Origin of the sequence: Candidatus Symbiopectobacterium sp. NZEC127, assembly GCF_025962675.1 — a bacterium.
Classification (GTDB): domain Bacteria; phylum Pseudomonadota; class Gammaproteobacteria; order Enterobacterales; family Enterobacteriaceae; genus Symbiopectobacterium.
The window spans coordinates 1,174,631-1,186,623 of sequence record NZ_JAGFPG010000001.1 but is presented as its reverse complement, the minus strand read 5'-3'; the positions used below and the strand labels follow the sequence as shown (position 1 = coordinate 1,186,623).

Annotated in this window: 9 protein-coding genes; 3 read left to right on the top strand and 6 right to left on the bottom strand. The window is 53.9% G+C overall.

What is annotated here, in order from left to right; translation table 11 throughout:
• Positions 1 to 110: 110 nt before the first annotated feature.
• Together chaA and J5069_RS05335 are read right to left on the bottom strand one after the other, a co-directional pair.
• Positions 111 to 1,211: a sodium-potassium/proton antiporter ChaA gene (gene chaA, locus J5069_RS05340; protein ID WP_264642877.1), complete on the bottom strand. Its 1,101-nt coding sequence runs from the start codon at positions 1,209 to 1,211 to the stop codon at positions 111 to 113.
• A 299-nt stretch (positions 1,212 to 1,510) separates the two neighbouring features.
• The gene (locus tag J5069_RS05335; RefSeq protein ID WP_264642876.1) at positions 1,511 to 2,341 is read right to left on the bottom strand and encodes a siderophore-interacting protein; all 831 of its coding nucleotides are present in this window, start codon (positions 2,339 to 2,341) and stop codon (positions 1,511 to 1,513) included.
• A gap of 307 nt (positions 2,342 to 2,648) precedes the next feature.
• Between J5069_RS05335 and J5069_RS05330 the strand changes: the two genes are divergently transcribed.
• Positions 2,649 to 3,347, top strand: coding sequence for a gamma-glutamylcyclotransferase (locus J5069_RS05330; RefSeq protein WP_264642875.1), 699 nt, complete (start codon positions 2,649 to 2,651; stop codon positions 3,345 to 3,347).
• 123 nt (positions 3,348 to 3,470) lie between these two features.
• Here the strand turns inward: J5069_RS05330 and J5069_RS05325 are convergent, their stop codons facing one another.
• Together J5069_RS05325 and J5069_RS05320 are read right to left on the bottom strand one after the other, a co-directional pair.
• Entirely contained in the window at positions 3,471 to 4,517 is a 1,047-nt protein-coding gene (locus J5069_RS05325) for a DUF481 domain-containing protein (RefSeq protein WP_264642874.1), read from the bottom strand.
• Between the two features lie 263 nt (positions 4,518 to 4,780).
• Positions 4,781 to 6,073, bottom strand: a complete 1,293-nt coding sequence (locus J5069_RS05320) for an acyltransferase family protein (protein ID WP_264642873.1) — start codon at positions 6,071 to 6,073, stop codon at positions 4,781 to 4,783.
• Positions 6,074 to 6,432: 359 nt separating this feature from the next.
• On the opposite strand from J5069_RS05320, the gene J5069_RS05315 reads away from it, so the two are divergent.
• Complete coding sequence (locus J5069_RS05315; RefSeq protein WP_264642872.1) at positions 6,433 to 7,221, top strand: PhzF family phenazine biosynthesis protein; 789 nt, start codon at positions 6,433 to 6,435, stop codon at positions 7,219 to 7,221.
• 48 nt (positions 7,222 to 7,269) lie between these two features.
• Here J5069_RS05315 and narL read toward each other — a convergent pair whose 3' ends face one another.
• Positions 7,270 to 7,932, bottom strand: coding sequence for a two-component system response regulator NarL (gene narL / locus J5069_RS05310; RefSeq protein WP_413542201.1), 663 nt, complete (start codon positions 7,930 to 7,932; stop codon positions 7,270 to 7,272).
• On the bottom strand, positions 7,922 to 9,733 hold the full coding sequence (gene narX / locus J5069_RS05305; protein WP_264642871.1) for a nitrate/nitrite two-component system sensor histidine kinase NarX: 1,812 nt from the start codon (positions 9,731 to 9,733) through the stop codon (positions 7,922 to 7,924). The genes narL and narX overlap by 11 nt, the downstream gene beginning before the upstream one ends.
• Before the next feature lie 416 nt (positions 9,734 to 10,149).
• On the opposite strand from narX, the gene J5069_RS05300 reads away from it, so the two are divergent.
• The gene (locus J5069_RS05300; protein WP_264642870.1) at positions 10,150 to 11,550 is read left to right on the top strand and encodes a NarK family nitrate/nitrite MFS transporter; all 1,401 of its coding nucleotides are present in this window, start codon (positions 10,150 to 10,152) and stop codon (positions 11,548 to 11,550) included.
• Positions 11,551 to 11,993: the final 443 nt, after the last annotated feature.

Here is an 11,993-nt window from a genome sequence, read left to right as displayed (position 1 = left end):
GGCCCGTCGTCGATAAGTGAAGTGTAGGATACGCCTGTTGAGCGGGGAGTGTTACGACTTACATCAAAATGCAGGGTGCCCTGACGCAAAATCAGGGCTTTCCTGTAGGATTACAGCATGATTGTCATCAAATAGGCGGCAAACAGGGCTAAGTGTGCGCTGCCGTTCAACACATTGGTCCTGCCCGTTGAGAACGAAATATGACACAGCATCAACACCGAGACCATGACGACGATGCTTGGCATTTCCAGACCAAAATTCAGCGTATTGCCCGTTAAGCTGGCAATCACGGTGACTGCTGGCACGGTCAGTGAAATGGTGGCGAGCACCGATCCGAAGAACAGGTTCATCGCACGCTGCACCTGATTACGCAGCACCGCTTTGATAGCGCCCAGTCCCTCGGGCGAGAGAATAAGCAGAGCCACCAGGAAGCCGGTGAATTGCTCTGGAGCATTCATGCGCGTCAGCAGCGCGTTGAGCGGCGCGGAGTCCATTTTGGTGATGCTGATCACCGCCACCAGATGAACCAGCAACCAGGCCGTGTGCCACAGCGAACTGTGCGCAGAGGGTTTACCATGGTGCGGGTCGCCGTCATCACTTTCATCTTCATGTTCGTAGATAAACAGGCTCTGGTGCGTGCGCGTTTGGATCAGGAGAAATACGCCATACATTGCGGCGGAAATAAGGGCGACAATCAGCGCTTGCCCGGTGGTGAAGTTACCGCCCGGCAGTGAGGTGGGGAACACCAGTACGATAATCGCCAGCGGGAAAATGGCCATCAGGTACTGTTTGATACCGATCAAATTGACGTGCTGCGTGGCAAATTTCCGACCGCCCAGCAGTAAGGCAAACCCGACCAGGCCGCCGCTGACGATCATGATGATGGAGTACAGCGTATCACGCATCAGGTCAGGACCGGCATCGCCTGTAGCCATCAGCGCAGAGATCAGGCTCACTTCAAGGATAACGACGGAGAGACTGAGGATCAGCGACCCGTAGGGTTCGCCCAGTCGGTGGGCCAACACGTCAGCATGGCGCACTACGCTAAAGGCGCTGGCGAGGATGCCCACCAGCGCAATAAAGTTGATACCAAGGACCGCAATCAGATGTTGCGCATCGCTCCATTGCAACAAGATAAACAGCGCGATAATGGGGAAGATCAGGGAATATTCGTGGTGACGCGTTTTGATCACCTCAGTGTGCGACTTCATGGCAGGCGGTTCCTTATCAAAAGTATTGAATCTCACTGGCAGTGCCGCACGCCTTATTGTTCTCTTCACTCATGCCAGGCGGGTAGCGACGGCAATCCATGTGCAAGGGTGTGACGTTGCGGAAAAAGTGGCTTAGAGATAGTTATAGCCTAAAAAACAAAAGCAGATTAGCAGAATGCGCGCAGCAGGCGGGAGATTTTAAGTAATTTTACATTCTTGGTGATGAAAAAAAGGCAAGCGGGGAGAATCTGGCAGTTTTCTCCCCACTGTATTGATGTAGCTAGTGAATTTTAGTCCACTCAGTCATCTGGGTTATCCATAACATCGTGGCGTTTCTGGTGGTAATCCTCTTCGTTTAACCCTTCACGCCAGTATGGCACGGCGTAGAGCTGATTTCTCTCAACCTTGAGTTCTCTGCGTACGTAACGGCGCAGTTGCACCACGATGCGGTCTTCGCCCGCCAGCCAGAAAAAGGCGGTGCTGGCGTCAACGTCACGCGTCACGGCATGGAACTGTTGCAGCAACGTCTCGGTGCTGGCGGTCGAGCCGACCACCCAATGCACGCTGAGACCGCTGGGGGCGGCCAGTGTCAAACGATCGGCCTCGCTGTCGATGCGAATAACCGCATGGCCGGTGGCATCGGGGGGCAGCGCGCCGAGCAGCGCCGCAATGGCGGGCAACGAAGAGGGGTCGCCTGCCAGATAGTAGGCGCTGGACGCAGGCAGCATCGGGTGCGGACCACCCGGTTGGCTAATGCCTACGCTGTCACCGGGCTGTGCGTTGCGGGCAAAGGTCACGGCGGGGCCGCCGTGGTCGTGCAGGGCAAAGGCAACATCCACTTCACCCAACTCGGGCCGGAATGCATAAACCGTGTAGGTGCGCACGATGGGGCGCGCCTCACCTTCCGGCCACTGCGGACCGCGTTCTCCCAATGTCGGCAACGTCGGCGCACTCTGGCCGGGACGAGCCAAAAACAGTTTGATATGCGCGGCATGTCGTTCGACTGCCGGGTAGTCGCGCAGGGTGTCGCTGTGAAAGGTGATGCAGCGTAAATGCGGTGAGAGATCGCTAATGCGTTTGACCTGAATTAATCGGGGTTGGGCTGGGCGAATACCTGTCGGATGAGCCATTAAATTTCTCCATCATTCAGCCGATATCATTATTGATTTGATGGACAACATCATAGCATGTTGATGATAGTGATTATCATTTTAGTGACAGGCAAAAAGCACGCGTGGCTAAAAACGCACTGTTCAACATTTTTTCTTACGGTTTCAGCGTTACATTAACCCTTTGTGATTAAGATCAAGCTTGATTGCCACACAAAGAATGCATATTCTGGAATGAGTTGCAGAAATTTTAAGCAGTTACGCTGTTTTTGTCGGAAAGAAAGTACCGCTTATTGTTAAGTTTTTGGCTGTTGGGGGTTTTAAGGTATTGTTAACACGCGATTTTTTACAAAAGGCTGATTGTGGTACGTCTTTTGGTTGTATCGAAGAAAACTTGCTGCTCACGCCTTCGCAGCGAGCGGACTCCCTGAACCAGACGCTATCGCGTCGTCCTGATAGCCCAGTGTGGGTCTTTGGTTACGGCTCACTGATGTGGAATCCGGTGTTTACGCCGGAGGAAGCCCGTTTAGCCACACTTCCCGGCTGGCAGCGTGCGTTTTGCCTGCGCCTTACAGCAGGACGCGGCACAGCAACGCAACCTGGGCGTATGCTGGCATTAACGCCCGGTGGGAAAACGACGGGAATGGCATTTCGCTTACCGGAAGTTTCCTTGCGTGAAGATCTGGAACTGCTCTGGAAACGCGAGATGATAACCGGTTGCTACCGTCCGGAATGGTGCGATCTGCACTGTCAAAACGGCGAGATACTCACGGCGTTGGTGTTTGTTTCGCAAGAGCAGCATCCGCTGATTGAAGCGGATACCTGCATACACCGCGTCGCGCCTCTGATTGCCAAAGCCAGCGGTCCGCTGGGCACCAACGCACAGTATCTGTTTGCACTGGAAGACGCGCTCAAAAAACACGGCATGGCCGATGACTGTTTAACGGCGCTGGCGCAGCGGGTGCGAGAGCTTCAGGAACAGGCGAAGCAGGCACATCCCCAGCAGGGTGACTGGTGGGGTGTTTAGCATCGTCAATCAACATAGCGTCAATCGACACGTCTAGCACAACGCATCAACACCCCATCAGCGAACAACTTCTCATTACGTCGCCATTGACCGCAAAAAACCAGCCAATGGCGACCAAACGGATTACCAGCCTACGCCAAGACCCAGCGTATACATGGTATCGTCCACATTCCCTTGATTGCTTTCGATGCGGGTACGCACCACGCGCATACTCAATGAGGACCAGTCGGTCAACTTGAAGCGCAAGCCGCCTTCCGCTTTCAAATAGATGGGTGCAGTACCATCCAATGAACGCCCAACTTCACCGTTGGTGAAGGCTTCAATGGTTTTGCTATACAAATAACGGTTGTAGGCCCATTTCAGACCGGCAGAGTAGAAGTTATCTTCTTTGCCTTCCGCTTCGTTTTGGTAGGTAAAGGTTTGGCTGTTGATCAGTGACGTCAGTGAGAACGCGCCTAAATCATTGTCCCAGAACTGGTAACCGGGACCAAGACCGAACGAGCGGTTAACCTTGATGTTTTCGATCCAGTCGCGTTTGTAATAGTAACGAGACTGGACGAACCATTGCTCATCCAGGAATTTATCCAGTGCGTATTCACCGGAGGCATTCTTGGTGCTGCGCACATCATTCTCGGTGGCTTCGTGGTAGGTGCCATCCACGTTGTGACGCCAGGTGCCGTGACGCATCCGGGTATCGAGGGTGACATCGTAGTTTTCTGTCTCGGTAGAGCTCTTCTTGTGCGACATCCCGGCGTCGATGTTGCCTTTCCAGGAGAAGTCAGTGACCAGCGGTTTAGCGGTAACGATGGATTTGATGTTGGTCAGCGCCAGCGTTTGTTCACCTTGACCTGCACCGGCAGGCGCGCCGACGACGGAACGGGTTTCACCCGCTTTCAGGCTCGGATACAGCACGCCATTTTCATAGCGCTCGCCCTGAATAACCAACCCGTGGTCGGATTGAAAGGTTTTGACCTGATCCCAGGCGACAGAAACGGAGCCTGCATAATCCGTGGTGACAAACAGTTTGCCGCCGTCAAGCAGCGTAATTTTCCCGGTAATTTTGTCCCCGTTGTTGAGCCAGACCGTATCGGCGTGGCTTGCAGATGTGCCAGCCGTTGCCAAAGCAAAGGCCAACCCCAGGGAAGATAATGCGCGTTTAGTATGTGTCATTTTTTGGGAGATAATACAGTGGAAGTTGTTGATGAATAATGCTGCCAATGGCGCTGGCTAAAGCAGTTGGGCCGTTAATTTCGGCACTGCAAACAGTAACAGGAAATGTGATCTGGCTCTACAATAAATCATCAATTCGTTAGAATCTAAATTGTTATAAAACATATCAATGATGATTAAGCGCTATAACGAGAACAAAATCACATTTTAATCGGCGTGCTATCCCCTCTGCGCCGTCCGGTGGTGCGCAGAGGGGGGAGACATCACGCTGTTTGTTGCGGCTTGCGCAGGTTTCTCTCAGGACGCGCTTTGCGCGGCAGGAAACGTGTTGTGAGAAATTGGCGTACCCGCGTCACGATTTGCTCCTGGAACAGTAAGCAGATCACCACGGTTGCCAGCAGGAAGATGCCGTAGCCGGGCAGTGAAAGCTGTACGTTCCCGGCGGCCACGGCGCACTGCTCCCAATCGCTAAAGCAGGTCATGGGATCGCCGCGTACTAGCTGCTCCAGCGTTCGGAACAGGTTGAACAGCGGAACATGTAACGCAAAAATAGAGAGTGATGCCGCACCCAATCGCGGTGACCAATGGCGCAGCCAGTGGCTGTCCGGATCGCGTGCCAGCGCGCTCAGACACACCAATCCCACCTGAGCGGGCAGCAGCAGACCGTTGTGCAACAAGAAATACCAGTAGGCTTCGCCGTTAGTGAACAGCCAGGCACCCGCGATGAAGTTCAGCACAATGAACGCGACAACCCCGGTGCGTTGGCCGCTGGTGAGTGGCATTCTGGCGCGATCGCGGTAATGGCGGAACAGCGCATAGCCCAAAATCCCTGCTAAAAATTCCGGCAAACGGAAAATAGGTCCGCGTTGCAGCAAACCGGTGTAGGGCATACCAAACTGTTGCTTCCAAATAATCCAGGCCGGTGGTATCAAATAAAGCAGACAAATAATGCCAAGCCAAATCCAGGGGTGGCGGCTGTTGAGTAAGCGTGGGCCCAACGCAGGAAACAGCAAATAGAAGAAAAACAGCGTTGAGAGCGACCACAGCGGGGCATTGAACGTCAGAAAATAGGGGTTCCATGCTTGCAGCATAAACACTTGCAGCAGGCTATTGAACAGCAATTGCGCGTTGGTCATGTAATGGCGCAGGCTTTCCGGATCGACATTCGGCTCGTTGGTGTCATAAATGACAAAGCGTGCGCTCGCGACCTGACCTTCCGGCGGCACCGCCAGCCATTGCATCAGGGTGACCACGGCGATAGATGCCAGCAGCGCCATGATATGGATGGGATAGAGCGTGAACAGCCGTTTGGCCCAAAAATGGCGGGCGGGTTCGCGCAGTTGCCCACCGCGAATATAAACGTGGGCCAGCAGAAAACCGGAAAGCACAAAAAAGGTGCTGGTGGCGAAAAAACCCATGCTGGTCAGTTCACTTAAAAAAGGCACACGTTTTATCTGGGGATACATATGTGCAGTGTGATAGATCATCACATAGCAGCCGAGCAGAAAACGCAGCCATTCCAGTCCGATAAAGCGTTCTGTACGCGGTTTAACCATGATTATCCCTCTGGGCCGAGCAGCGATGCGCGTTGTGCCAGAAGGCGTCGCACATCATGGCTGTGGCAAATAGCAAAAAATGACTCTTAATGTGAGTTTAGCGAAGTAACTGCCGGGAATAAGTAGGATTATGACGATAATCCCCGACATTGTTTAGGAATGGTTTAATATTCATGATGTTATTTAACCAACTGAAAAGAAACGTAAAGTTTCTTAAGGGTGATGGGCTTTCATATGTTATCGGCATTCTGGTTTTTCAGTGAAGGAAATTCGCTCTAACACATCAATGATAGTAATGTTTATGGGGTCCTGACATCTCACAGGACAGCGCTAAGCCGCCTGGCAATCAAGGAGTAACAATGTTAACCGTGGATTTTTACTTGGTCGATGCGTTCACGCAGCACACGTTTGGTGGCAATGCGGCAGCGGTATGCCCATTGGCAGCCTGGTTGCCGGATGAACGCCTGTTGCAGATGGCGCGCCAGCACAACCAATCGGAAACGGCCTTTTTTGTGCCGAGCGAGCAGGGCTATGCGTTACGGTGGTTCACTACGCAGGGCGAAATCAACCTGTGTGGACATGCCACCCTGGCAGCAGCGCATGTGATTTTCACCGCCATTGGGCATGCGGGAGACACCATCCGTTTCTCGACCCGGTTCGTCGGGGAACTGACGGTCACGCGCAGTGACGCGGGCTTGACGCTGGATTTCCCCGCCTGGCGGGCTGAGCCGGTCACGCCGCCATCGCTGCTGTTGCACTGTTTGGGGATCGAAAAAGCCGTAGAGGTGCGCGCGGCGCGCGATTATCTGGTGGTGTTGGAAAACCAGCAGCAGGTAGAGGCGTTAACGCCAGATATTCACGCCATGAAGCCCCTGGGCAAAATGGTGTGCGTGACAGCGCCTGGAGACGACTATGATTTTGTCAGTCGCTTTTTCTGCCCGGGAGAAGCCGTTGCCGAAGATCCGGTCACGGGCTCGGCGCACAGCATGCTGATCCCCTACTGGCACGATCGTTTGGGAAAAACCACGATGCGTGCACGTCAGGTTTCCGCACGTGGCGGCGATTTGCATTGCCAATGGCAAGGCGATCGGGTGCTGATTAGCGGCCAGGCTGTCACCTATTCGGAAGGCAAAATCTTCTTGCGATAACCGCCAACGCGGCGCCGCCGGGATGTCGCTTACGACGGCTCCCGGCGATTAAAATATTTTCTCTTGCAGCACCCATACTGCCGCTTCCACACGCGATTTCAGCTTCATTTTTTTCAGCAGATGCTTAACGTGCACCTTCACGGTACTTTCCGTGATGGAGAGTTTGCGTGCAATCACCTTATTGGCAAGCCCTTGTGCCAGCAGTTTCAGAATATCGCGCTCACGGGGCGTCAACTGCTGAATGCTGCGATCGCTACCCTGACGATTTTCACGCAGGCTGGCGGCGAGGATCGGCATCAGGGTTTCGCTAAGCACCATCTTTCCCGAGGCGGCCTGATGCAACGACGCCAACAGATCTTCCGGTTCCATGTCTTTGAGCAGGTAGCCGTCCGCGCCGTTTTTCAACGCGCTCACCACGTCATCTTCATGGTCGGAAACGCTAAACACCACCACGCGGCCAGAGAGCGCCTTTTCTCGCAAACGCACCAGCGTTTCCAATCCATTCATGCCGGGCATGTTCAGATCCAGCAAAATCAGATCCGGGTCCAACTCTGCTGCCAATATCACCCCTTGTTCCCCGTCGCTGGCTTCACCCACCACGCGCAAACCGGGCACCATGCTGAGCAGCTGTTTTACGCCATTGCGCAACATCGGGTGATCGTCAATCAATAAAAGGGTCGCGCTATCGTCATTTGTCACTTCATTCGTCATGGTGTTCTCCTGTTAATTCTGGGCGGTAGCGGTTTTCTGCGTCAAACGTGACCTTCACCTGTGTTCCGCCATCCTGATGGCGCGCAATGACGCACTCTCCGTGCAGGCTGTGCGCGCGGTCGCGCATGATAATCAAACCGTAATGATTGGCGCGCTGGCTATCCTGAACGATGCCGATGCCGTTATCCCGCACGGTCAATTCGATACGTTTTTCGCGCCGCACCAGCGTAATGTCCACCTCGCTGGCCTGCGCGTGTTTGTAGATATTGCTGAGCGCTTCACGCACAATTTGCAGGACATGAATCCCCTGGTGGGCCGATACCGCTTGCGGTGGCAATTGATAATGCAAACGCAGGGGGAATCCCAACCGTTTTTCATATTCTTCAACGGTGGCGCGCAGCGCGGCCAACAGGCCGGATTCGTTGAGCTGAAGTCGAAAGGTGGTCAACAGCTCGCGCAGTTGACGGTAGGCGGTGTTCAGCTCTTCGCGCATCTCGGTCAACTGACTGCGTACCTCATCCGACAGATTTCCGCCTTGCATCTGAATGCAACTGACGTGAATTTTCAGGCAGGAGAGCGATTGGGCCAGTGAATCATGCAATTCACGCGCGATTGCCGCACGCTCTTCCATCAGTATCAGCTGCTGCTGGTGCTCAGATTGGCGTTCGAGCGCCAATGTGCTGGTGAGTTGGCCCAACAGGGTATTCAGCAACTGCTGTTGATCGGGGCTCAGTTCGCACTCACTGGCACGCGTGGCCAGCACCATGCCGTATTGATGGTGTTGATCGTGTAACGTCCAAAATACCGGCTCGCCGCTGGCGGTATTCGCGCTGCTGTATAAACCACAGCTTTGGCAGTTGGTGTCAGGACAGCTTGCCGCATCGTAAGGCGTTTGGTGACTAAACTGGTGAAACTGCTCCTGATTATTACTCTCATAGAGCCGCAGTTGGATATTTTTCAGCGGGGTTAAGGCGGGCAGCTCGTTGAGAATAGGCATCACCCGACTGCACAGCGGCGCATTGGTATGCAACCGACGGCTGGCGCGGTACAGGAAGGAAAGGGTATCGTTTTTCTGACGCAGACGGGTGGTCTGTTCCGCGACGCGTTGTTCCAATTGGTGGTAGATGGCAGAAAGTTCGTCCGACATGCTGTTCAACGCTTGCGCCAGCGTGCTCATTTCATCTTTGCCGGAGAGGCTGACACGTTCGCTGAAATCACCGTGGCCGATGGCTTGTGCCATGGCAACCAGCTTACGCAGCGGCGTCAGCAAACGGTGGCGCAAATAGAGAATGGTTGCCAGCAGCACCATGCCCATTAGCGCGATAAACAGGCGTTGGATTTTGGTGACCAGCGCGATGCGCTCTTCGGTGCTGTGATCGATGGCGGACACCAGGGCGTCCAACTGCGCAACAAAGGCGGCGACATCGCTGGCGGCTTCGTTGGGTCGAGATGCCTGCTGTAACTGGGGACGAAGTTGGGTTTGCCAGAACGCGCGCAGTTCAGAAAACGGTTCGCTTAACCCTTCGCGACGCACCGCCTGTTGCAAATCGCTGTTGGCCTCATCGCGTTCGAGATCGTCCAGATAAATGTGGTTGCTGTTGGATAACGGCACCATGGAGAGCAGGCGATAGCTCTGCATGCGCAAGGAGCCCGCTTTATTGATGGCGTGCGCATTCCCTTGAATGTTCTGTGACATCCAACTGGATATGGCCATGCCCGCAATGCCGAGTAGTCCGAGTAACAGCATCAGCATCGCTACCTGATGTGTCAGTGACAGCGGCAGCAAAAGGCGTTTAACCATGAGAACTCCACGTCGCCATCCTTCGCTCACATTGTTGTTCAACGAATGTCCTGTTTCTGCGCGTGTGCGTTGTGGCTGAATAGCGCGGCAACGCTAACGGTATCTGATAGGTCTGCATTCTTCACCATCCTTTGATATAACCCTATACCCCTTAATAAGTACCCACAAATATCCATCGCGGATCATGACTGGGAGTAGTTGAGGTTAATGCCGCGTTAACGGGCTGAATTCGCGGTTTTTATTTTTTAACTCAGGGTTACTCACAAGGGGGTGGGTGGCGTTGGTAGGGCGTTTTTTACCTGACAGCGCGTTGATTCATATCAATTTTATTTACACTGGCATCCCTCATGTTGCGCCCTGAATACCCTGTTATTTCCTCAGGGTTATATACCGAGTTTTTACTCACTGAGGTTTTTATGACGCAGCCTACAACAACAAAAAATGATCCTACGAGAAAGCCGCTTAACGCGACCATTGGGGAGTGGTATCCGGAAGATCCCGATTTCTGGCAACGGCACGGTCAGCGCATCGCCACCCGTAACCTGTGGATTTCCATCCCGTGCTTATTGCTCTCTTTCTGTGTCTGGATGCTGTTTAGCACCGTGGCCGTTAACCTGAATAAAGTGGGTTTTCACTTCTCGACAGACCAACTGTTTTTATTAACCGCGTTGCCCTCGGTGTCCGGTGCGCTGCTGCGCGTACCGTACTCCTTTGTCATCCCCCTTTTTGGTGGGCGGCGTTGGACCACGTTGAGTACCTCGATTCTGGTGATCCCGTGTCTGTGGCTGGGGTTTGTGGTGCAGGATACGCAAACGCCGTATCACACCTTTGTCATCATCTCGTTGCTGTGCGGTTTTGCCGGGGCCAATTTTGCTTCCAGCATGGCAAATATCAGTTTCTTTTTCCCCAAAGCCAGACAGGGCGGTGCGCTGGGGCTAAATGGCGGGTTGGGCAATCTCGGCGTCAGCGTGATGCAAATTCTGGTGCCGTTGGTTATCTTCTTGCCCTTACTCGGCTCCGCCGGTGGCGTAGCGCAGGCTGATGGCAGTACCGTGTGGTTGTACCGTGCCGCCTGGATTTGGGTGCCCTTCCTGCTGGTGGCATCGCTGGCGGCCTGGTTTGGCATGAACGATCTGAGCACCACCAAAGCCTCAATCAGCCAGCAGTTGCCGGTGCTCAAGCGCTTGCACTTGTGGGTACTCAGCTTTCTTTATCTCTCCACGTTTGGCTCGTTTATCGGGTTCTCCGCAGGGTTTGCCATGCTCGCCAAAACGCAATTTCCCGATATCGTGATTCTGCACTACGCGTTCTTTGGCCCGTTACTCGGGGCATTGGCGCGACCGGTAGGGGGAATGCTGTCCGACCGTTTCGGCGGCGTGCGCGTCACGCTGATCAATTTTATCCTGATGACGATATTCTCGATATTGCTCTATCTGTCGCTGGCTGCTGATGGTCATGCGGGCAGCTTCGCCGTGTTCTTTGGGCTGTTTATGCTGCTGTTCCTCACCGCCGGGTTGGGCAGCGGATCGACCTTCCAGATGATTGCTGTGATTTTCCGACGTTTGACCGCAGAGCGCGTTAAAGCGCGCGGTGGCAGCGATGACGATGCGCTGCGTGAAGCGGCGACCGACTCCGCTGCCGCGCTTGGCTTTATCTCTGCCATTGGCGCTATCGGCGGATTCTTTATCCCCAAAGCGTTCGGGACGTCGCTCGAACTGACCGGTTCACCGGCGGGGGCGATAAAAGTGTTTATCCTGTGTTATGTGGTGTGCGTGTTGGTCACCTGGCTGTTTTATGGGCGTAAAACACAGCGATAGCCGTTAACCTGATGGTGGGCTACCCGCCGCGTCCGTCATTCCCGCGAAAGCGGGAATCTCGCACAGAAGAAACGCGTTCATTCTGACAGAGATCCCCGGCTTTCGCCGAGGATGACGAGGAATAGAGCCGGGGATGATGAAGCGTAAAGTGAATTTTCAGCAACCTCGCGCGGCGCACATTTGCGCCGCGTTTTGCGTTCTATCCGCCTCTCACCACTCTACCTACCTCCAAATAGTCACCAGTGGAAATCATTGTTATCCCTTTGGGTATAAAGGTCATTAATATCTATATTTTTCATATGGATATCGGTTTTTATTTTCGTAATCCCTTGGTGGTATTTCACTCAGCGTTGCCGTTTGGTACCCCGGAGGAGCTTGATCGGTATCAATTTCGAACCCGCCTCAGGTCGTTACCCTAGCGCCAATTGGAGCAATGTGCCGTA

Coding starts and splice junctions, on each gene's coding strand:
- chaA (WP_264642877.1), bottom strand. CDS start 1,211: ATGAAGTCGCACACTGAGGTGATCAAAACGCGTCACCACGAATATTCC.
- J5069_RS05335 (WP_264642876.1), bottom strand. CDS start 2,341: ATGGCTCATCCGACAGGTATTCGCCCAGCCCAACCCCGATTAATTCAG.
- J5069_RS05325 (WP_264642874.1), bottom strand. CDS start 4,517: ATGACACATACTAAACGCGCATTATCTTCCCTGGGGTTGGCCTTTGCT.
- J5069_RS05320 (WP_264642873.1), bottom strand. CDS start 6,073: ATGGTTAAACCGCGTACAGAACGCTTTATCGGACTGGAATGGCTGCGT.
- J5069_RS05315 (WP_264642872.1), top strand. CDS start 6,433: ATGTTAACCGTGGATTTTTACTTGGTCGATGCGTTCACGCAGCACACG.
- narL (WP_413542201.1), bottom strand. CDS start 7,932: ATGACGAATGAAGTGACAAATGACGATAGCGCGACCCTTTTATTGATT.
- narX (WP_264642871.1), bottom strand. CDS start 9,733: ATGGTTAAACGCCTTTTGCTGCCGCTGTCACTGACACATCAGGTAGCG.
- J5069_RS05300 (WP_264642870.1), top strand. CDS start 10,150: ATGACGCAGCCTACAACAACAAAAAATGATCCTACGAGAAAGCCGCTT.